The organism is Pseudomonas sp. NY15181 (genome assembly GCF_048068055.1).
GTDB lineage: Bacteria > Pseudomonadota > Gammaproteobacteria > Pseudomonadales > Pseudomonadaceae > Pseudomonas.
In genome coordinates, this window is sequence record NZ_JBLUPT010000009.1 from 104,427 (window position 1) to 124,429 (window position 20,003).

18 protein-coding genes are annotated in these 20,003 nt (G+C 66.2%); 8 read left to right on the forward strand and 10 right to left on the reverse strand.

Going from position 1 to position 20,003, the window contains the following annotated elements; translation table 11 throughout:
• Positions 1-201 precede the first annotated feature (201 nt).
• From lpdA to ACNFBT_RS20250, 4 genes are read right to left on the reverse strand one after another with little or no spacing between them, the layout of a single operon-like run.
• Positions 202-1,608 carry a dihydrolipoyl dehydrogenase gene (gene lpdA, locus ACNFBT_RS20235; protein WP_416752377.1) on the reverse strand — a complete coding sequence of 469 codons (1,407 nt, stop codon included), beginning with the start codon at positions 1,606-1,608 and terminating at the stop codon, positions 202-204.
• Between the two features lie 16 nt (positions 1,609-1,624).
• The gene (locus tag ACNFBT_RS20240; RefSeq protein ID WP_416752379.1) at positions 1,625-2,908 is read right to left on the reverse strand and encodes a dihydrolipoamide acetyltransferase family protein; all 1,284 of its coding nucleotides are present in this window, start codon (positions 2,906-2,908) and stop codon (positions 1,625-1,627) included.
• The gene (locus tag ACNFBT_RS20245; protein WP_275607486.1) at positions 2,909-3,961 is read right to left on the reverse strand and encodes an alpha-ketoacid dehydrogenase subunit beta; all 1,053 of its coding nucleotides are present in this window, start codon (positions 3,959-3,961) and stop codon (positions 2,909-2,911) included.
• Positions 3,958-5,190, reverse strand: a complete 1,233-nt coding sequence (locus ACNFBT_RS20250; RefSeq protein WP_416752382.1) for a 3-methyl-2-oxobutanoate dehydrogenase (2-methylpropanoyl-transferring) subunit alpha — start codon at positions 5,188-5,190, stop codon at positions 3,958-3,960. The genes ACNFBT_RS20245 and ACNFBT_RS20250 overlap by 4 nt, the downstream gene beginning before the upstream one ends.
• Before the next feature lie 273 nt (positions 5,191-5,463).
• Between ACNFBT_RS20250 and ACNFBT_RS20255 the strand changes: the two genes are divergently transcribed.
• The 6 genes from ACNFBT_RS20255 to ACNFBT_RS20280 all read left to right on the forward strand — a co-directional run bounded on the left by ACNFBT_RS20255 (position 5,464) and on the right by ACNFBT_RS20280 (position 13,141).
• Positions 5,464-5,925: an Lrp/AsnC family transcriptional regulator gene (locus tag ACNFBT_RS20255; RefSeq protein ID WP_416752384.1), complete on the forward strand. Its 462-nt coding sequence runs from the start codon at positions 5,464-5,466 to the stop codon at positions 5,923-5,925.
• A gap of 660 nt (positions 5,926-6,585) precedes the next feature.
• On the forward strand, positions 6,586-6,828 hold the full coding sequence (locus tag ACNFBT_RS20260) for a DUF2790 domain-containing protein (RefSeq protein ID WP_416752386.1): 243 nt from the start codon (positions 6,586-6,588) through the stop codon (positions 6,826-6,828).
• 278 nt (positions 6,829-7,106) lie between these two features.
• Positions 7,107-8,366 carry a cytosine permease gene (gene codB / locus ACNFBT_RS20265; RefSeq protein WP_416752388.1) on the forward strand — a complete coding sequence of 420 codons (1,260 nt, stop codon included), beginning with the start codon at positions 7,107-7,109 and terminating at the stop codon, positions 8,364-8,366.
• On the forward strand, positions 8,363-9,574 hold the full coding sequence (locus ACNFBT_RS20270; protein ID WP_416752390.1) for a PucR family transcriptional regulator: 1,212 nt from the start codon (positions 8,363-8,365) through the stop codon (positions 9,572-9,574). The genes codB and ACNFBT_RS20270 overlap by 4 nt, the downstream gene beginning before the upstream one ends.
• Before the next feature lie 21 nt (positions 9,575-9,595).
• The gene (gene codA, locus ACNFBT_RS20275; RefSeq protein WP_416752392.1) at positions 9,596-10,837 is read left to right on the forward strand and encodes a cytosine deaminase; all 1,242 of its coding nucleotides are present in this window, start codon (positions 9,596-9,598) and stop codon (positions 10,835-10,837) included.
• Positions 10,838-11,164: 327 nt separating this feature from the next.
• A complete protein-coding gene (locus ACNFBT_RS20280; RefSeq protein ID WP_416752394.1) occupies positions 11,165-13,141 on the forward strand; it encodes a UvrD-helicase domain-containing protein in 1,977 nt (658 codons plus the stop codon).
• Between the two features lie 3 nt (positions 13,142-13,144).
• Here ACNFBT_RS20280 and ACNFBT_RS20285 read toward each other — a convergent pair whose 3' ends face one another.
• The gene (locus ACNFBT_RS20285; RefSeq protein ID WP_416752396.1) at positions 13,145-13,486 is read right to left on the reverse strand and encodes an FKBP-type peptidyl-prolyl cis-trans isomerase; all 342 of its coding nucleotides are present in this window, start codon (positions 13,484-13,486) and stop codon (positions 13,145-13,147) included.
• 91 nt (positions 13,487-13,577) lie between these two features.
• Positions 13,578-14,492, reverse strand: coding sequence for a LysR substrate-binding domain-containing protein (locus tag ACNFBT_RS20290; protein WP_416752398.1), 915 nt, complete (start codon positions 14,490-14,492; stop codon positions 13,578-13,580).
• Positions 14,493-14,601: 109 nt separating this feature from the next.
• On the opposite strand from ACNFBT_RS20290, the gene ACNFBT_RS20295 reads away from it, so the two are divergent.
• On the forward strand, positions 14,602-15,417 hold the full coding sequence (locus ACNFBT_RS20295) for an aminotransferase class IV family protein (RefSeq protein WP_416752400.1): 816 nt from the start codon (positions 14,602-14,604) through the stop codon (positions 15,415-15,417).
• A 1-nt stretch (position 15,418) separates the two neighbouring features.
• On the opposite strand, the gene ACNFBT_RS20300 is transcribed toward ACNFBT_RS20295, so the two are convergent.
• Positions 15,419-16,195, reverse strand: a complete 777-nt coding sequence (locus ACNFBT_RS20300) for an NAD(P)H-dependent oxidoreductase (RefSeq protein WP_416752402.1) — start codon at positions 16,193-16,195, stop codon at positions 15,419-15,421.
• Positions 16,196-16,284: 89 nt separating this feature from the next.
• Here ACNFBT_RS20300 and ACNFBT_RS20305 point away from each other — a divergent pair, with 89 nt between their 5' ends.
• On the forward strand, positions 16,285-17,178 hold the full coding sequence (locus ACNFBT_RS20305; protein ID WP_416752404.1) for a LysR family transcriptional regulator: 894 nt from the start codon (positions 16,285-16,287) through the stop codon (positions 17,176-17,178).
• 229 nt (positions 17,179-17,407) lie between these two features.
• Here ACNFBT_RS20305 and ACNFBT_RS20310 read toward each other — a convergent pair whose 3' ends face one another.
• From ACNFBT_RS20310 to ACNFBT_RS20320, 3 genes are all read right to left on the reverse strand, one after another.
• Positions 17,408-17,578, reverse strand: a complete 171-nt coding sequence (locus ACNFBT_RS20310) for a hypothetical protein (protein WP_416752406.1) — start codon at positions 17,576-17,578, stop codon at positions 17,408-17,410.
• A 76-nt stretch (positions 17,579-17,654) separates the two neighbouring features.
• A complete protein-coding gene (locus ACNFBT_RS20315) occupies positions 17,655-18,785 on the reverse strand; it encodes a helix-turn-helix transcriptional regulator (protein WP_416752408.1) in 1,131 nt (376 codons plus the stop codon).
• A 101-nt stretch (positions 18,786-18,886) separates the two neighbouring features.
• Complete coding sequence (locus ACNFBT_RS20320; RefSeq protein ID WP_416752410.1) at positions 18,887-19,936, reverse strand: Rieske 2Fe-2S domain-containing protein; 1,050 nt, start codon at positions 19,934-19,936, stop codon at positions 18,887-18,889.
• Between the last annotated feature and the right edge of the window lie 67 nt (positions 19,937-20,003).

The window sequence follows — 20,003 nt, forward strand, 5'->3', positions numbered from 1 at the left end:
CAAATGCTGTGCGGTGATCGGTCGAATGTAGGGCGATTAACGCGCAGCGATATCCGCCGCAAAGCCTGCGGCGGATAACCCGTTCCGGGTTATGCGCCCTACGATGCTCCAGGAGCGTGCCATACCCGCGCCCCGTCCGGCGTAAATCCACCGGGCAAAAAAAGACCCGCCAATCGGCGGGTCAACGAGGGGGAAGTCGGATCAGATGTGCAGGGCATGCCCCAGTGCGCGCAGGGCCGCTTCCTGCGCCGCCTCGCCCAGGGTCGGGTGGGCGTGGATGGTGCCGGCGATGTCTTCCAGGCAGGCGCCCATTTCCAGCGACTGCACGAAGGCCGTGGACAGCTCCGAGACCGCCTTGCCCACGGCCTGCCAGCCGAGGATCAGGTGGTTGTCCTTGCGCGCCACCACGCGGACGAAGCCGTCGTTGGACTCCAGGGTCATGGCGCGGCCGTTGGCGGCGAACGGGAAGTTCGCCGTCAGCACTTCATAGCCTGCAGCCTTCGCCTGTTCGGGCGAGAGGCCGACCACCACCACTTCCGGATCGGTGAAGCACACTGCCGGGATCGCCGTGGGGGTGAAGGCGCGGCGCCTGCCGCCGATGATCTCGGCGACCATCTCGCCCTGGGCCATGGCGCGGTGGGCCAGCATGGGTTCGCCGGCGATGTCGCCGATGGCCCAGACATTGCGCATGGAGGTCCGGCACTGCTCGTCGATCTTCACGGCGCGGCCGTTCATGTCCAGGCTCAGGCTTTCCAGGTTCCAGCCCGTGGCATTGGGATGGCGGCCGACGGCGACCAGCACCTGGTCGGTCTCGATCACCCGTTGCGAGCCGGCGCCATCCTGTACGCGCAGGCCTTTGCCGTCGGGCTCCAGGCCCATGACGCTGTGACCCAGGTACAGCTCGATGCCGAGCTTGCGCAGGGCGCCCGCTACCGGCTTGGTCAGCTCTTCGTCGTAGGTCGGGAGGATGCGCGGCTGCGCTTCCACCACCGTCACTTCGACGCCCAGCTTGCGGTAGGCGATGCCCAGTTCCAGGCCGATGTAGCCGCCGCCAACCACCGCCAGGCGCTTGGGCAGCGCCTTGGGTGCCAGGGCCTCGGTGGAGGAAATCACGTTGCCGCCTACCGGCAGGAAGGGCAGCTCCACGGATTTCGAACCAGCCGCCAGCAACATGTGTTCGGTATGGATGTGCTGGGTGCCGCCTTCGGCCAGATCCACTTCCACGGTCTTGCCATCGACGATCTTCGCCCAGCCGTGCACCACGGTGACGCCGTGCTTCTTCAGCAGCGCGGCGACGCCGGTGGTGAGGCGGTCGACGATGCCGTCCTTCCACTCCACGGTGCGCTGGATGTCGATGCTCGGCGCCTGCACGCTGATGCCCAGCGGCGACTTGCCGGCGAACTCGCGGGCCTTGAGGTATTCCTCGGCGGCGTGGATCAGCGCCTTGGAGGGGATGCAGCCGATGTTCAGGCAGGTGCCGCCGAGGGAGGCGCCTTCCACCAGCACGGTGCGGATGCCCAGCTGGCCGGCGCGGATCGCCGCGACGTAGCCGCCGGGGCCGCCGCCGATCACCAGCAGGGTGGTTTCGAGAGTCTGGTTCTGTTTCACGTCAGCGCTCCGGCTATCAATCGATGAACAGGGTGGCGGGATGTTCGAGCAGGGCGCGCACGGCCTGGATGAAAGCCGCCGCGTCCATGCCGTCGACCACCCGGTGATCGAAGGACGAGGACAGGTTCATCATCTTGCGCACGACCACCTGGCCGTTGATCACCATGGGCCGCTCGACCATGCGGTTGACGCCGACGATGGCCACTTCCGGATGGTTGATCACCGGCGTGCTGACGATGCCGCCCAGGGCGCCGAGGCTGCTCAGGGTGATGGTCGAGCCGGAGAGTTCCTCGCGGCTGGCCTTGCCATGGCGCGCGGCCTCGGCCAGGCGCGCCACTTCCGCGGCGTTGCCCCACAGGTCGCGGGACTCGGCGTTGCGCAGCACCGGCACCATCAGGCCGTTGTCGCTCTGGGTGGCGACGCCCAGGTGCACCGCGCCGTAGCGGGTGATCACGTCGGCCTCGTCGTCATAGCGCGCGTTGAGCTGCGGGAAGTCGCGCAGGGCGACGACCATGGCGCGGGCGATGAAGGGCAGCAGGGTGAGCTTGCCGCGTGCCGCGCTGTGCTTGGCGTTGAGGTGGACGCGCAGGGCTTCCAGATCGGTAACGTCGATTTCCTCGACGTAGCTGAAGTGCGGGATGCGCCGTTTGGCCTCGGCCATCTTCTTGGCGATCATGCGGCGCAGGCCGATCACTGGGATCTGGTGCTCGTCGTGGCGCGCGGCATAGCCGGAAGCGATGGTGGCACCGCCGTGTTCCAGGTAGTGCTCCAGGTCTTCGTGGAGGATGCGTCCGGCCGGGCCGCTGCCCTGCACGAACTGCAGTTCCACGCCCAGGTCGCGGGCGCGCTGGCGCACCGCCGGCGAGGCCAGCGGCTTCTCGCCCGGTGCGCGGCGCGGAGCCGGCGTCGGGGCAGGGCGGGCAGCCGGGGCGACCGGCTTGTTCTCGGCGCGCGGTGCCGGCTTGGGCGCCTCGGCCGCCGGTGCGGGCTTGGTTTCCTGCCTGGCCGGTGCTTCTTCATGGGCCTTGGGTTGCGCGGCTTGCTTGAGGTTGCCCTGGCCTTCCACTTCCAGGCGGATCAGCTCACCGCCCACGGCCATCACCTGGCCCGGCACACCGCCGAGCGCGAGGATCTTCCCGGCCACGGGCGAGGGAATCTCCACTGTGGCCTTGTCGGTCATGACTTCGGCCAGCAGCTGGTCCTCATGGACCTCGTCGCCCACCTGGACGTGCCACTCCACCAGCTCGACTTCGGCGATACCTTCGCCGATGTCCGGCATCTTGATGATGTGAGTGCCCATTCAGACCTCCATGGCGCGTTTGAAGGCAGCACCGACGCGAGCCGGGCCGGGGAAGTAGTCCCATTCCTGGGCGTGCGGGTAGGGGGTGTCCCAACCGGTGACGCGGGCAATCGGTGCTTCGAGGTGGTGGAAGCAGTGTTCCTGTACCAGCGACATCAGCTCGGCGCCGTAGCCGCAGGTGCGGGTGGCCTCGTGGACGATGACGCAGCGGCCGGTCTTCTTCACCGACTCGACGATGGTGTCCAGGTCCAGCGGCCAGAGGCTGCGCAGGTCGATGATCTCGGCGTCGATGCCGGTCTCCTCGGCGGCGGTCTGGGCCACGTAGACGGTGGTGCCGTAGGTCAGTACGGTCAGTTCGGAACCCGGACGGGCGATGGCGGCCTTGTCCAGCGGCACGCTGTAGTAACCCTCTGGCACCTGGCTGGCCGGGTGCTTGGACCAGGGCGTCACCGGGCGGTCGTGGTGGCCGTCGAACGGGCCGTTATACAGGCGCTTGGGTTCGAGGAAGATCACCGGGTCGTCGTTCTCGATGCAGGCGATCAGCAGGCCCTTGGCGTCGTACGGGTTGGACGGCATGACGGTGCGCAGGCCGCAAACCTGGGTGAACATCGCCTCCGGGCTCTGGCTGTGGGTCTGCCCGCCGTAGATGCCGCCGCCGCAGGGCATGCGTACCACCATGGGCACGGTGAAGTCGTTCACCGAGCGGTAGCGGATGCGCGCGGCTTCCGAGACCAACTGGTCGGTGGCCGGGTAGACGTAGTCGGCGAACTGGATTTCCACCACCGGGCGCAGGCCGTAGGCGCCCATGCCGACGGCGGCGCCGATGATGCCGCTCTCGGAAATCGGCGCGTCGAACACCCGCGAGGTGCCGTACTTCTTCTGCAGGCCTTCGGTGCAGCGGAACACACCGCCGAAGTAGCCCACGTCCTGGCCGAACACCACCACGTTGTCGTCACGTTCGAGCATCACGTCCATGGCCGAGCGCAGGGCCTGGATCATGGTCATGCTGGTGACCGCCTGGGCGTTCTCGTGTTGCTGGTTCACGGCATTCATACCCCGAGCTCCTGGCGCTGCCGGCGCAGGTGTTCCGGCAGGTCCTTGTAGACGTCATCGAAGAGGTTGGCGGCGCTGAACACGTGGCCATCCACCAGCGAGCCGTGGCGTTCGGCCTCTTTCTGCGCGGCGATCACTTCGGCTTCCAGTTCCTTCTGCAGCGCTTCCTGCTGCTCGTCGGACCAGATGCCGAGCGCGATCAGGTGCTGCTTCAGGCGGGCGATCGGGTCGCCTAGGGGGAAGTTGGTCCAGTCGTCGGCCGGGCGGTACTTGGACGGGTCGTCCGACGTCGAGTGCGGACCCGCGCGATAGGTGACCCACTCGATCAGGCTCGGCCCATGGCCCCGGCGGGCGCGCTCGGCGGCCCACTGCGAGGCGGCGTACACGGCGAGGAAGTCGTTGCCGTCCACCCGCAGCGAAGCGATGCCGCAACCCACGCCACGGTTGGCGAAGGTGGTGCCTTCACCGCCGGCGATGGCCTGGAAGGTGGAGATCGCCCACTGGTTGTTGACCACGTTGAGGATCACCGGCGCGCGGTAGACGTGGGCGAAGGTGAGGGCGGTGTGGAAGTCGGATTCGGCGGTGGCGCCGTCGCCGATCCAGGCGGACGAGATCTTGGTGTCGCCCTTGATCGCCGAGGCCATGCCCCAGCCGACGGCCTGGATGAACTGGGTGGCGAGGTTGCCGGAAATCGAGAAGAAGCCCTTCTCGCGGCTGGAGTACATGATCGGCAGCTGGCGGCCCTTGAGCGGGTCCTGCTCGTTGGAGAGCAACTGGCAGATCATGTCTTTCAGCGGGTAGTCGCGGGTGATCAGGATGCCTTGCTGACGGTAGGTCGGGAAGGTCATGTCGCCGTCGCGCAGGGCCATGGTGTGGGCGGTGGCGATGGCCTCTTCACCCAGGCACTGCATGTAGAAGGACATCTTCTTCTGGCGCTGGGCGGTGAGCATGCGCGCGTCGAAGATGCGCGTCTTGAGCATCAGGCGCATGCCGCGCAGCAGTTGCTCGTGGCTCAGGTCCGGGGCCCAGGGGCCGACGGCGTTGCCTTGATCGTCGAGAACGCGCACCAGGCTGAAAGCCAGGTCGGTGGTCTGCGCAGGTTCGACGTCGATGGCGGGCTTGCGCACCTCGCCGGCGGGCGAGAGATGCAGGTAGGAGAAGTCGGTCTTGCAGCCCGGGCGTCCGGTGGGTTCGGGGACGTGCAGGCGGAGCGGAGCGTATTCGGTCATGGCGGGTCTCCAGTTGTGATCGTTGGGTGTGGATCAGCGAACGGAAGAGGCCAAGCCTGGCGGGCGCACCCGGCCGGGTCGGGCTACGGTGCAGGTGCCGCGCAGGGTCGCGCAGCGGGTGGTGACATCACTCATGGTGAGGTCCTCGGTTGTTGTAGTTGTGGATTCAGTATAGGTGTGACCGCTTGGTTTTTTGCTCCAAATTGACTAGTTCAAAGCTTACGGATTAGTGTGTTTGAACCATAAAAACAACCACTTGTAGTACTGGGTAAAATGGCTGATCTAGACCGCACCGACCTGAAAATCCTCCGCGCCCTGGCTGACGATGGCCGCCTGTCCTGGCGCGATCTCGCGCAGAAGATCGGCCTGTCGCTGACCCCGACCCTGCGCCGGGTGCGCCGTCTGGAGGAAGAACAGTACATCCAGGGTTATTTCGCACGCCTCGACGAGGAACGCTTGTCCGGCGGCATGAGCGTGTTCGTCTCGGTGTCCCTGGAGAAACAGACGGGCGACTACCTCGCGCGATTCGAGGAACGCATCGTCCAGGCGCCCCAGGTGATGAGCTGCTTCCAGATGACCGGGGACGCGGATTACGTGCTGCGGGTGGTGGTGAAGGACCTGTCGGCGTACCAGCTGTTCCTGACCAATACGCTGACGCAGATTCCGGGGGTGGCGGGGATCAAGTCGGCCTTTGCGCTGAAGTCGGTGATGTTGCGCTCGGCGCCGCCGATTTGAGCAGGCAGGGATTGGCGTGGCGTCGATCCCTTCGCGGATAAGATCCTACCTGTGAGTTCTGCGCTCTGATCGGCCCTCACCCTAACCCTGGCTGCGCGCCCCGCTCCAAGGGGAGAGGGGACTGTTCGGTGCAGGATGAAACCATGGCGTCAGCTGGCACCATCTGCCCCCTATCCCTGAGGGAGAGGGCTGGGGTGAGGGGGAAGCACTGGCACGGGTTTCTCCAGGGAAAGACAATTACTCCTACAAGAGCGCGCGCAGATCCCAGTAGGAGCAACTGTCTTTGGGCTATTCGCTGCGCTCACCCTTCGGGCCGCACTGAAGTGCGTTCAGCGCAAGCGCTGTCCCGCGTTCGCGGGAGTGACGGGGTGATTCGCGTTCCTCTGCGTAATCCCCGCGAACGCGGGACGCGGCTCCATCGCGAACAGCGCTTGCGCTGGCCCGAAGGGGTATCACCCAGAAAACAACGTAGGAGCGGACCTTGTCCGCGAATCCTTCCGGTCCATCGCGGGCCCTCCGGCTGATCGCAATCCACCATTGTTGCGCGATCCGCATGAGTTCATTGCCGAAGTCGCCCTGTGCCCCGAGCTGCGACTCGACTAGATTTAATGGCTGTGGGCCACGATCGACGCGACCCGCGTGATCCCCGAGGTGCCTGCCATGAAATCCACTCTTTCTCTCCTGCTCGCCGTCCCCGCCACGCTGCTCTGTGTCTCCGCTTTCGCCGAAGAAGCGCCGGTCTATCAATACGGCATGCCGCTGGACGTGGCCAAGGTGTTGCGCATCGAGCAGCCCAACGAGCGCTGCGAGGTCAGCCTGGCGACCATGACCTACCTGGACTCCCAGGGGCAGGTCCATTCCGTGCGCTACCTGCGCCAGACCGAGCGCTGCAGCGACGTCTGAGTCGCGTGGCAGAGGCTGTAACGGCCTGCCGGGCTCCGCTGAACGGTAGGAACGCAAGTCAGGGTTTCGTCAGATTTGGTGCGAAAAAGCTGCATCGTGCCCCGAAAATCCGCACAATGCACATTTGAGCTATCTTGAAACGCCGTTACACCCACCGGAAGTGTGCATTGTGAACAGTTCACAATGTTCTTCATGCGCCGCGTCGTTCCTGATTGGCTTTTCCGGCCCGCTATTTGCTCCGGGCCGGGAGACTTTCACCGATCTTGCGGAGACACCTGATGAGTTCCCCCAGTGAATTCCCCCTGAGCGCGACGCCCAGGGAAGGGCGCAAAGGCCTGCTGCCCATCGCCATGGTCCTGTTCAGCTTCACCTTCTTCACCGGCACCATGTTCGCCGGCGGCAAGATCGGCATGGCCTTCGACTTCGTCGACATGCTCTGGGTCGCCTTCATCGGCAATGTGCTGCTCGCCATCTACGCCGCCGCCCTGGGCCTGATCGCCTCGCGCAGCGGCCTGAACACCGTGCTGATGGGGCGCTTCTGCTTCGGCGAGCGCGGCAGCAAGCTATCCGACTTCCTCCTCGGCTTCGCCGAACTGGGCTGGTACGCCTGGGGTACCGCCACCGTCGCCATTGTGCTGGTCAAGATGCTGGGCCTGCCCGAGTGGCTGAATATCCCGCTGATGGTGGTGTTCGGCCTGCTGTTTTCGATCACCGCGATCATCGGCTTCAAGGGCCTGGACATCATGTCCCGCGTGTCGGTACCGCTGATGTTCATCCTGCTGGTGGCCTCCATGGTCATCGCCACCGGTGCGGCCGGCGGCTGGAGCGGCCTGCTGGCGAAGGAGCCGAGCCAGACGCTGACCTTCTCCGCCGCCGTGACCATGGTCTTCGGCACCTTCGCCAGCGGCGCGACCCAGGCCACCAACTGGACCCGCATGGCCCGCAGCGGGCGCATCGCGGTGGTCGCCAGCGTGGTCGCTTTCCTCATCGGCAACGGCCTGATGATCGTCGCCGGCGCCTGGTGCGCCATCGTCTACCAGAACGCCGACATCGTCGAAGTGATGGTGCTGCAGGGCCTGTCCTTCGCCGCGGTGATCATGCTCTGCCTGAACCTGTGGACTATCCAGGGCCCGACCATCTACAACGTCTCCGCCGCCGCCTGCCACCTGGTGCGCAGCGAGCGTCGCCGCAGCATGACCCTGCTGGCCGCCGGCATCGGCATCATCCTCGCCATCGGCGGCATGTACGAATGGCTGATCCCGTTCCTGGTGCTGCTGGGCTCGATCATCCCGCCGCTGGGTGGCGTGATCATGGCGGACTACTGGTACCGCAACCGCGGTGAATACCCGGCGCTGGTGGGCACCCACATCCCGGCGTTCAACGTCTCGGGCCTGGTGTCCTACGCCGTCGGCGCCGGCCTGGCCTACGCCTCGCCGTGGATCGCGCCGCTGGTGGGCATCGCCGCTTCCGCCGTCTGCTACATCGTCCTCACCGAAGTCACCCGCGCCCGCGCGCCGGTGGCCGAGCCGCGCGCTTGAGCCTGAGCGTCGAGGAAATCCTCCGCCTGCCGGGGCTGGAAAGCCTCGCGCTGCGGGCCGGCGCGCGCAATGTGCATCGCAGCGTGCGCTGGTCCTACGTGGCGGAGAACGTCGGCATCGCCGACTGGGTGATGGGCGGCGAGCTGGTGTTCGTCACCGGCATCAACCACAGCCGCGACGAAGCCAATCTGCTGCAACTGGTGCACGAAGGCGTTACCAGCGGCATCGCCGGCATCGTCATCCTCACCGGCGACGAGTTCATCCAGCGCATCCCCGAGTCCGTGGTTCATTTAGCCGAAGTGGAAGGCCTGCCGCTGATCGAGCAGCCCTATGCGCTGAAGATGGTCATCGTCACCCACCTGATCGGTACGGCGCTGGTGCAGATGACCCAGGTGAAGACCTCGCGCCGCGACATCCTCGGCCAGTTGCTCAGCGGCGATTACCCGAGCCTGGACATCGTCCGCCGACGTGCGCAACACCTGGAGTTGCCGCTGGAGGTCCCGCGCCGTCTGGTGGCGCTGCGGCTGTCCGGTGTCGACACATTGTTCCAGCAGCACGAGCCGGAAGAGGCCGAGCGCGCGCTGCAACTGACCCGCCAGCGACTGCTCGACCATCTGGAAAGCTGGCAGCAGGAGCGCCCCGAGCGCCTGCCGGTGGTGATCCAGGGCGACCTGTTCGTCCTGCTGTTGGCCGACGCCGAGCGCGCCGAACTGCATGCACTGGCCGCCGAACTGCAACAGGAACTGGCGCCGTTGCGCGCTTATCTCGGTTTGTCCGCCCGCGCCGATTCCTGCGCGGAATTCCCCCGCGCGCTGCTCGAAGCGCGCCAGGCGCTGGACGTTGCCGAAGGCATGCAGGCGCCCGGCGGTTTCTGCGACTACCGTGAGCTGGGCGTGCTGCGTCTGCTGCGGGCGATCCCCGATCGCGCGGTGGTCGAGCAGTTCATGAAGGACACCCTCGGCCCGCTCCATGAGACGGGCCGTAAACAGCCGCACCTGCTGATCGAGACGCTTGACGCACTGGTCCAGGAGAACGGCAACGCGCTCAAGGCGGCACAGCGCCTGGGCATCCATCGCAACACCCTGAACCAGCGGATCGCGCGCATCGAAGCCCTGAGCGGCCAGTCCCTGGACGACGCACAGTTCCGCCTGAATACCTCGGTGGCGCTGCTCATCTGGCGCATGTCCACTGCGCCGCGCCACGAATAGCCTGAGAGGAATAACCGACCCATGAAGATCATCAATGCCTCCCTGCGCAAGCAGACCGGCCTGTTCACCATCCGCTGCGAAGGCGACGTCATCGCCGAAGTCGTGCAGCAAGCCGGCACCCTGGCCGCCAGCGGCGACGACATCGACGCCCGCGGCAACCTGGCCATCGCCCCGCTGGTGGAGCCCCACATCCACCTCGACGCCACCCTGACCGCCGGCGAGCCGGAATGGAACATGAGCGGCACGCTGTTCGAAGGCATCGAGCGCTGGGCCCAGCGCAAGGAAACCATTACCCACGAAGACACCAAGTCCCGCGCCCACACGACCATTCGCATGCTGGCGGCCCATGGCATCCAGCACGTGCGCACTCACGTCGACGTGACCGATCCGACACTCGCCGCGCTCAAGGCCATGGTGGAGGTTCGTGAAGAGGCGCGGCACCTGGTGGACCTGCAGATCGTCGCCTTCCCGCAGGAGGGCATCGAGTCCTACGAGGGCGGCCGCGAGCTGATGGAAGAGGCGATCCGCTTGGGTGCTGACGTGGTCGGCGGCATCCCGCACTTCGAGAACACCCGCGAGCAGGGCGTCAGCTCGATCAAGTTCCTCATGGACCTGGCCGAGCGCACCGGTTGCCTGGTGGACGTGCACTGCGACGAGACCGACGACCCGAATTCGCGCTTCCTCGAAGTGCTCGCCGAGGAAGCCCGCGTGCGCGGCATGGGCGGCCGCGTCACCGCCAGCCACACCACGGCCATGGGCTCCTACGACAACGCCTATTGCTCCAAGCTTTTCCGCCTGCTCAAGCGCTCCGGCATCAACTTCGTCTCCTGCCCGACCGAGAGCATCCACCTGCAGGGCCGTTTCGACACCTTCCCGAAACGCCGCGGCGTGACCCGCGTGGCCGAGCTGGACCGCGCCGGCATGAACGTCTGCTTCGGCCAGGATTCGATCAAGGACCCGTGGTATCCGTTGGGCAACGGCAACATCCTGCGCGTGCTGGATGCCGGCCTGCACATCTGCCACATGATGGGCTTCGATGACCTGCAGCGCGCGCTGGACCTGGTCACCGACAACAGCGCCCGCGCGCTGAACCTGGGCGCGCGCTATGGCATCGCCGCCGGCCGTCCGGCCAACCTGCTGGTACTGGGGGTGGAGAGCGATTACGAAGCGGTGCGCCAGCAGACCAAGGCGCTGTACTCGATCCGCAATGGCCGCGTGCTGATGAAGCGCGAGCCGGAGCAGGTGGAGCTGTTCGAGGGTTGATTGGCTTTTTATGGTCGCGCTCCGCGCCCAGCGCCTGGCCTGAGCGTAGGGCGTATAACGTTCGACGTTATACGCCGATTGACCGTGTTCCCAGGGCGCTCCGAACTCAGCCTTGTCGCCCGCGATAGCAAAGGTGTATCGGCGTACAACCGCGAACGGTTGTACGCCCTACCAATGCTCCTCCGCTAACGCCGCCCCTGTACCGGATTGCGAATCCGGATCCTCTCGATCCCGTTACTGTCTACTGGCATGTCATTGGGCGACCGCTTGCCTGCCGCTGTCGAAAAGCGCTTATGATTCAACGCTGTAACTGATCGGGTAGGGCCCATGGAGTCTGCTGTCGAACGCTACAAACGGCTGATCGCCGAAGCCCTTGCGCGTTATTTCCCCCGCACCACCGAATACCTGCGCGCCGAACGTGAAGCGGCGCAGCCGCTGCCTCGTGGGCGCGGCAAGGCGAAAGGCAAGACCAAGGCACCCGCCAAACGCACCGCCAAAGCCAGGAAAGACGGCGCCGCGCCCGCGCCCAAACGCTCGCGCACAGCGGCAGCAGCCGGTATCTACGGCACTGCCAAGGCGGCCGATGAACAGCACGCCCTCGACATGCGCCAGCGCGTGGCCCAGGCCGCCGCCCACGGGGTGGTGAGCCTGCCGTCGGACGAGCAGTGGGCGATGATCCTCGCGCCTGAACCGCTGGCCCGCATCTTCGCCGGCGCTGGTTCCGGCAAGTCCACCACGCTGGTATTGCGGGTGGTCTACATGCTCTGCCACCTGGGCATCGACGCCGAGAAGGTAACGGTGATTTCCTTCACCAACGCCTCCTGTGCCCAGCTGCGCGAGCAGCTGGTGAAGGTGCTCGGCTACTGGGGTCACCCGTTCGACGCAACGCAGGCGCGCCAATGCGTGCGCACCTTCCACTCGGCCATGGGTACCCTGGCGAAAGTGGCGCTGAAGAACCCGCGCTGGTTCGAGCAGCTGGACGAGCGCGATCCCGCCAGCGAACTGGACAACCCCTTGCTCGCCGGTCGCCTGCGCCCGGCGCAGCAGCGCCTGCTCAAGCAGGTCTACCAGCAATGCTATGCCGACCAGGCGGAGTTCCGCGCGCTGGTGCATCAACTGCTCGACCTGCCACCACCGCCCGAAGCCGGCGAAGACGACAAGCCGCCGCGCATCGGCAAGGCGCCGCTGGATGCCTTCAAGCTCGCTGGCGAGTTCACCGCGCCGCCGCTGTTCGAAGCCTTCTACGCACAGGCCGGATTCATCGAGGGCATCGGCCTGCGCATCGCCCGGTTGCAGCCATCGAAGCTTGGTTGCCCGCTGCGCGAGCGGCAATTCGTCGAGGCCCTGCAACTGTACTGGGCAGCGTTCGAAAAGGCGCTGCAGGAGCAGGGCCTGCTGACCTTCAACCTGGCCTTCCAGCACCTTACCGACCAGCTCGGTGACGGCAAGCTGCCGGCCGACGCGCTGGCGCCGTTCCAACACCTGCTGATCGACGAGTTCCAGGATGTCTCGCCGCAGATCGTCCAGTGGCTGCAGGCGCTGCACCGCGACCTGGCCAAGCGTGGCGAGGCGGTCAGCCTGATGGCCATCGGCGACGACTGGCAATCCATCTACGCCTGGCGCGGCAGCTCGCCCGAGCTGTTCATGGAGTTCGACCGGCACTTCCCCAGCAAGGGCCGGCGCAAGAGCCGCGTGCTGCTGCTGGAGACCAACTACCGCAGCATCGACCCGGTGATCCGGGACGGCGAACGGGTGCTGGTGGGCGTGGCGAACAAGCAGGCCAAGACCTGCCGCGCCTTCAAGTCGACGGAGGCGGGCGACCACGGGGTGAAGCTGGTGCAGCGCTTCGATGCGCGCAACAGCCTGCCGACTCTGCTGCAAGAGATCCGCCTGCAGTGCGAGCACGTCGCCGCGCGCGGATCGAAGGAAAAGACCGCCGTGCTGCTGCTCAGCCGGCGCAATGAAACCCTGCAGACCATCCTCGGCGAGCTGGACCGCAAGCTGCCGGTGAAGGGCATGACCATTCACCGCGCCAAGGGGCTGCAGGCGGAGGTGGCGATCATCGTCGACGACTGCGCGCCGCCGGAGAAGCACCCGCTGCGCAGCGCGCTGTATGCGGCGTCGGGCTTCTTCGCCAGCAGCTACGACCAGGCCCAGCAGGACGAGCAATCGCGCCTGGCCTACGTGGCGATCACCCGTGGGGTGAGCCGGGTGCTCTGGTTCACCCGCAAGGCCCAGGGGCCGACGGCGATCCTGGCCATGCGGCGCAGCGTGGAAGCGGCGCCGGTCACCGCTCCGGCATGAGGATCAGTCGTCGCGGGTGAGGACTTCCAGCAGTTCGATTTCGAACAGCAGGTTGGAGTTGGGCTGGATGTGCGCGCCGACCTGGCGCTCGCCATAGGCCAGCTGTGCGGGCACGAAGAGCTTGCGCTTGCCGCCGACCTTCATGCCCATGAGCCCGATGTCCCAGCCCTTGATCACACGGCCGGTGCCGATCACGCACTGGAAGGGGCGGCCCTTGTCGTAGGAGGAGTCGAAGACGGTGCCGTCCTCCAGGGTGCCCTTGTACTGGGTGGTGATCAGGGCGCCCTTGACCACGGCCTTGCCGTCGCCGACGACGATATCTTCGATCTGCAGTTCGCTGCTCATGGCGTTCTCCGGTGATGCGGGTGCGGCATGACCGCCGCGAGGGCGTGGGTTTTCGCAGGAAAACCCGGCATTTGCAAGCAGCCTGCGGCGATCAGCCGATGGCCATTTCCTCGAGAATCCATTCGCGGAACGCTTTGACGCGCGGATCGTCCGCGCTGGCCTGCGGATAGACCAGGTTGTACGCGTAGTCCTCGGCAACCCGCACGCCCAACTCGAACGGCTGCACCAGCAAACCCTGTTCCAGTTCGCGAGCGACCATGGCGCGGTCGGCCAGCCCGACCGCGCCGCCTTCCAGTACTGCCTGGACCACGTGGCTGGTGTCGTCGAAGGCGACGCACGTGGAGGCGTCGAAATCCTCCACGCCGGCCATCGTCATCCAGCGCGCCCAGTCCGGCCAGGGTGCGCCCTCGGTTTCGCAAGCGACGTGGCACAGGGTATGGGCCAGCAGGTCGCGCGGTTCACGCAAGGGCGGACCGTCCTCCAGCAGGCTCGGGCAGCACACCGGCACGATCAGGGTCTCGAACAGGCGGTCCGCTTGCAGGCCCGGATAGCGTCCGCTGCCAAAACGGATAGCGAGGTCGAGGTCATCTATGGCGAAATCCCGCAGCTCGTCACTGACGTCGAAACTGAGTTTCAGCCCGGGGTGAAGGGCACGGAAATGTGGCAGGCGCGGCAGCAGCCAGTGGGTGGCGAAGCGCGCGGTCAGCGATACGCGCAACTGCTCGGTGCTACGGCTCAGGCGCCGTGCGCGCAGGGTGGCGCGGCGCAACAGGTCGAGGGATTCCGCCGCCGCTTCCAGCAGCAGCGCGCCCGCCGGGGTCAGCTGGATATTGCGGCTGGTACGGATGAACAGGGACAGGTCGAGCTGGTCTTCCAGTTCCTTGATCTGGTGGCTGACCGCCGCCGGCGTCAGGCCGACTTCCTCCGCCGCACGGGTGAAGTTGAGGTGCCGGCCGGCGGCCTCGAAGGTGCGCAGGGAGCGGGTGCCGGGAAAGGAACGGCTCATTGATCTTCAAATCCTTCTTGATGATCAGTCGAGAAATACTCGTTTCCAATGGCTCCGTCAAAGGTCGATAGTCATTGCACTTGATGATCGACAGCACGGAGCCATCGCCATGTCAGCCGCAATCCATCCCTACATCACCCAGCGCAATGCCCAGCCGGCGACCGCCGAGGAGCTGGCGCCGCTGGCCTTTGCCGGTTACGCGCACTTCACCGCCATGCAGGTGCGTGGCGGCGGCGTGCGCGGGCTGGACCTGCACCTGGAGCGGTTGCGCAGTGCCTCGCAGCGCCTGTTCGGCCAGAGCCATGCCGACGAGGAGATTCGCGCCGCCCTGCGTGCCGCGCTGGCGCAGGCGCCGGCCGATGTGTCGCTGCTGGCCACGGTGTATTCGCCGGCCGGCGAGTTCACCGTGGCCGGCCCCGAGCATCGCCCGGAGCTGCTGGTGCGCACCGCGCCACCCTCCGACGGGCCGCAGGGAGCGCTCTCGCTGGCCATCGCCGGGCATGAGCGGGTGCTGCCGGAGGTCAAGCACGTTGGCGAGATCGCCAAGACCTGGTACCTGCGCGAAGCCGTGGCCGCCGGCCACGACGATGCGGTGTTCGCCGACCATCGCGGCCGCTTGAGCGAAGGCACCATCTGGAACCTGGCGTTCTGGGACGGCGAGACGGTGATCTGGCCGAAGGCGCGGATGCTCGGCGGCACCACCATGGGCATCCTGCGTCGTCAGTTGGAGAAGCTCGGCGTGCGCCAGGCGGTACGCTGCATCGACCGCCAGGACCTGCCGCGCCTGGCCGGCGCCGTGGTGATGAATTCCTGGACGCCGGCGGTGCCGGTGCATCGTATCGACAGTGTCGATATCCCGCCGGCGCCGGTGTTCGTCGAGCTGCTGCGGCGCGCGTTCGAGGCCGAACCGCGGGTGAAGCCCTGAATCAGGTGAGGTGCGCGGCGAAGCCGCTGGCCTGCGGGTTGACCTCGTCGTGCAGGGTCAGCTGCGGGACGGCGTAGTCGCCGCCGTTCTGCCGGCGGAACGGGATGGGCGCGGTGCTCTGCAGGTTGTCCAGGCGCTCGCCCAGTTCCCGTTCGATCTGCGCGTAGCGCTGCGCATCGACGCGGCTGGTGCGGTACACCAGGTAAGGCGGCAGCACCTCGAAGCCGGGGTAGTGCAGCACGCCGTGGTGGATCGGGAACAGCAGGTCGTCGATTGGCCCGTTGATGCCCCGCGCGCTGTAGTGCGATTCCCAGCCGCCGGTGGTGACCACCAGCATGGCGCGCTTGCCGGCCAGGGTGCCTTCGCCGTAGCGGTCGCCCCAGCGCGCGTCGGAATGCTCGCCGACGCCGTAGGCGAAGCCATACGCGTACACGCGTTCCACCCAGCCCTTGAGGATCGCCGGCATGGTGAACCACCAGAGCGGGAACTGCAGGATCAGCACATCGGCCCAGCGCAGCTTCTCCTGCTCGGTGGCGATGTCCGCGCTCTGTCGGCCGGCGGCAAAGGCGCGCTTGGAGTCCAGCGACGGGTCGAAGCGCGCCTCGGGGTCGCGGTCCAGGCTGTCGGCGGCATCCAGGGTGGCTTTCCAGTTCATCGCGTACAGGTCGGAAACCTGCACGTCATGGCCGGCGGCCTGCAGGCGGCGCACGGCAAAATCCTTCAGCGAACCGTTGAGCGAGCGCGGCTCGGGGTGGGCGTAGACGATCAGTACCTTCATGGTGAATCTCCTGCGAGGTTTGGGATGGGCGCAGGATGCGATTTGCCAAGGTATAGTAGAAATGAATATCCGGTATCCCAGGTATATGAATGAATAATCTTCGCCGGCTCGACCTCAACCTGCTGGTGACCCTGGATGTGCTGTTGTCCGAGCACAACGTGACCCGCGCGGCCGAGCGGCTGAACTTCTCCCAACCCTCGGTCAGCGTGCACCTGGCCAAGCTGCGCGACATCTTCAACGACCCGCTGCTGCTCCCTGGCCCACGCGGCATGCGGCCGACGGCGCGTGCGGAGTCGCTGCGCGAGCCGTTGCGCATCGCCCTGGAAGCGCTGGAGCAGGCGGTGGCGCCATCGGCACCCTTCGATCCGGCGCAGGCACAGAACACCTGGCGTATCGCCGCGACCGACTATGGCGAATCCACCATCCTGCTGCCGGCCTTGAGCGCGCTGCGCAGCAGTGCGCCGGGGACGCGCCTGGCCCTGCTGGAGCTGGCGCCGCCGCGCATCGCCCGGCAGGCGGAGCAGGGCGAGATCGACCTGGCCTTCCACACCACCGAGGGTGCCCCACCGGGGATGCGTCGCCGTGCGCTGTTCACCGAACGCTACGTGCTGGCAGGGCGTGCCGGGCACCCGAAGCTCAAGCGCAAGCCGACGCTGGCGCAGTTCTGCCGGTTGGAGCATGTGATGGTGTCGCCCGACGGCGGCGGCTTCAGCGGTGTTACCGACGAGGCGCTGGCGGCGGTGGGCCTGAGCCGCCGCGTGGCCTTGTCCGTGCCGCACTTCCTGTTCGTCATCTCGGCGGTGGCCAGCAGCGACCTGGTGGCCATGGTGCCGGCCCGGCTGGTGCGGGATAACCCGTTGCTGCGGGTGGTGGAAGCGCCGGTGGAGGTGCCGGGGTACGAGATGTCGATGCTGTGGGATGAACGCTCGCATCGCGACCCGGCGCACCGCTGGCTCAGGGAGCAGATTGCCGGAGCCGTGTGACTGCATTGGATTTTCGTAGGAAAGGCATTGCCCCAGCGTCTCCTCTGGCTGTCAGTGAAGTAGGGCGTATAACGTTCGAGGTTATACGCCGGTTGACCCTGCTGGCCGAGCACTCCGGGGCTGGTCACGGAGTTGCGATTTCAGGTGCTCCGGGCTGGATCGTGGAGCCGTCGATACGCGCGGTGTATCGGCGTACAACCGCGAACGGTTGTACGTCCTACATGGTGGGTCAGGGTAGCTGGCGCAGACAACTGCCGAGAATGCAGGGCGGGGTCGGCAGCTGGAGGGCGCTGCGGGCTGCCTGCAGCCTCGCCTCTTCGTAGTGGCACAGCATGAGGTGCGCGGTCAGCAGGCTGGCGCAGATGATCAGCGCGATCAGCAGAGGAATGAATCGGGACATGGCATCGGCCTCGTCGACTAACCCCATGCTTCGCACGTTAGTCCTGGAGGCGGAGCCGCCAAATCGTCCGCTCGGACTAGCCAAGGGTCGCCACACTGCGCAGGATCAGGCGCACCAGCATGGTCTGCCGGGTCACCCCGGTCTTGGAGAAGGTCGAGCGCAGGTGGGCGCGCGCGGTGTTGCGGCTGATGCCCAGCTCGTCGGAGGCTTCGTCCAGGGTCAGGCCGTTGGCCAGCAGCATCGCCAGCTGCGCCTCGGCCGGGGTCAGGTCGAACAGCGCCTTGACGATCTCCTGAGGCGCGCGGGATTCCTGTTCCGGGTCGCTGACGAAAATCACCACCGAGGGGCAGTGCTTGCCCTCGTTCCACTCGCTCAGCGGTACCGAGCGCACGATGATGCCCAGGTCCGCGCGGCCGGAGGGGCGCTGCACGCGCATGGCCTCGACCACCGACGGATGCGAGCCTTTCTGCGACTGCAGGGCCTGCTTCACCAGGCGGCGGAACTCCTGGCTGTCGCGCTGGGTGCCGACCTGCAGGTTGTCGCCGCTGATCTTCAGGCCATCCTTTTCACGCAGCAGGTTCTCGGCCACCTGGTTGGTCTGCAGGATCTTGCCGGTCTCGTCGAGGATGATGGTGCCGACGGCGAACTGGTCCACCGCGCCGGCGTAGAGGTTGCGTTCGCTCTCGATGCGGTTGATCTGCGTGTGCAGCATCACCGAGCGCTCCAGGTGTGGCACGAAATAGGCGAGCAGCGCCTTGTCGTCCTCGGTGAACGCGGGGGACTCGAAGCCGCGGCTGATACGGATGCGGCACAGGGCGCCGTCGCTGGTGCGGATGTCGGCACCGAGGATGTGGAACACCCCCACCGGCTCGAGGAAATTGCGGTAGAACTCCGAGGTCAGCCAATCTTCCCGGGAAACGAACTCATCCAGGATCACCACCTGGCCGCTGGGCAGGTCGACGAAGGGGTCGAGGTTGAAATAGTACTGATTGTAGGACGCCACCACCTCGGCGGAACTGCCGTTGGTGTTGACCATCAGCCCCTCGTTCTGGTCGCTGGGCGGACGCAGGATGAAGGTGGTGTACTTGCCACCAAGGAACTGGTTGAGCTGGCTCAGGAAGGACTGCCACGGCGTGGGCTCCAGAGGGCCCTGGTAAAGATTGCCGAGCATTCCGCTGAACTGGTCGAGCGAAAGCGAGTGTGCCATTGGTGAACCATTTCTTATTTTTGTAGTACGAAAACGCCGACGAGATTAATCGGCGTTTTCCGCAGAAGACAATCCGTCCCTCAAGGCAGGGGACGGGTGGTTCAGGCCGGTTCGGCCTGTGCCGCGCACACGATGAAATCCTTGCGCTCGGACAGGTTCGCCGGCAGGTCGGCAACGTTGGTGTAGAACTGCTCGTACCACTTGCGCAGCTGATACACCGGGCCGTCGCCGTCGCACAGCAGTGGGTTGTCGACGCGGGTCTTGGTGTGCCAGATCGCCACGTCCTCGTAGAACGCCAGGCGTGCCTGCTCGACGTAGGCCAGGGCCATGGCGCGGTTTTCCTCGGCGGAGAGGCCCGGCACCTTCTTCACCAGCACGCCGTAGCGCAGGGTGAAGCTGTTCTGGTCGATCGGCACGTGGCAGTTGAGCAGGATCGAATGGATCGGCTGGCCGCCCATGGCTCCGGTCATTTCGGTGATCTGGTAGGCCGGGCCGTAGTAGGTGGCCACGGTGGTCAGCTCGCTGTCGCCGGACAGGCGGGCGCTGCGGCCGCGCATCACCTGGGTGGCGGTGTGCGCTTCGAAGTGGTTGCTGAAGTCGTCGATGGGGGCGCCATGGACACTCTTGAAGTGCGCCATGTCGGAGACGTTATCGACCAGTTCGCGGCAGTTGGTGTCGATCTTGATATCGGCCACTTCCCAGTCGGCCCATTCGCCGTTGAAGCAGGCGTCGATACGTGGGATGGCTTGCTCGGCAATGGGCGGATTGCCCTCCGGGTCGTTCCAGACGAACAACAGGTGGTTCTGCTCCATCACCGGCCACGACTTGATCTTCGCCCGCGGCGGGATGCGCTTGGCGTAGGGAATGTCGTCGCACACACCGTCAGCGCCCCAGCGCCACTCGTGGAACGGGCAGCGCAGGCTGTTGCCTTCCACGCAGCCTTCACTCAAGTCCGCGCCCATGTGCGGGCAGTAGCCGTCGAGGATGTTCAGTTGGCCATCCTCGCCCTGGAAGGCCACCAGGCGGGTGCCGAAGACATCCAGGCGGTGCGCCTTGCCATCGCGGTACTGGCTGGCCAGCCCCAGGCAGTGCCAGCCGCGCGCGTAGCGGTCTTCTACGGGGCGGGCTTCGATTCGGTGCAGCGTGCTCATCTTGTTGTTCTCCCATCGGATGCCGCAGGCAGGGGGTGGGTGGCGGCAAGGGCCTGGTTGGGATTCT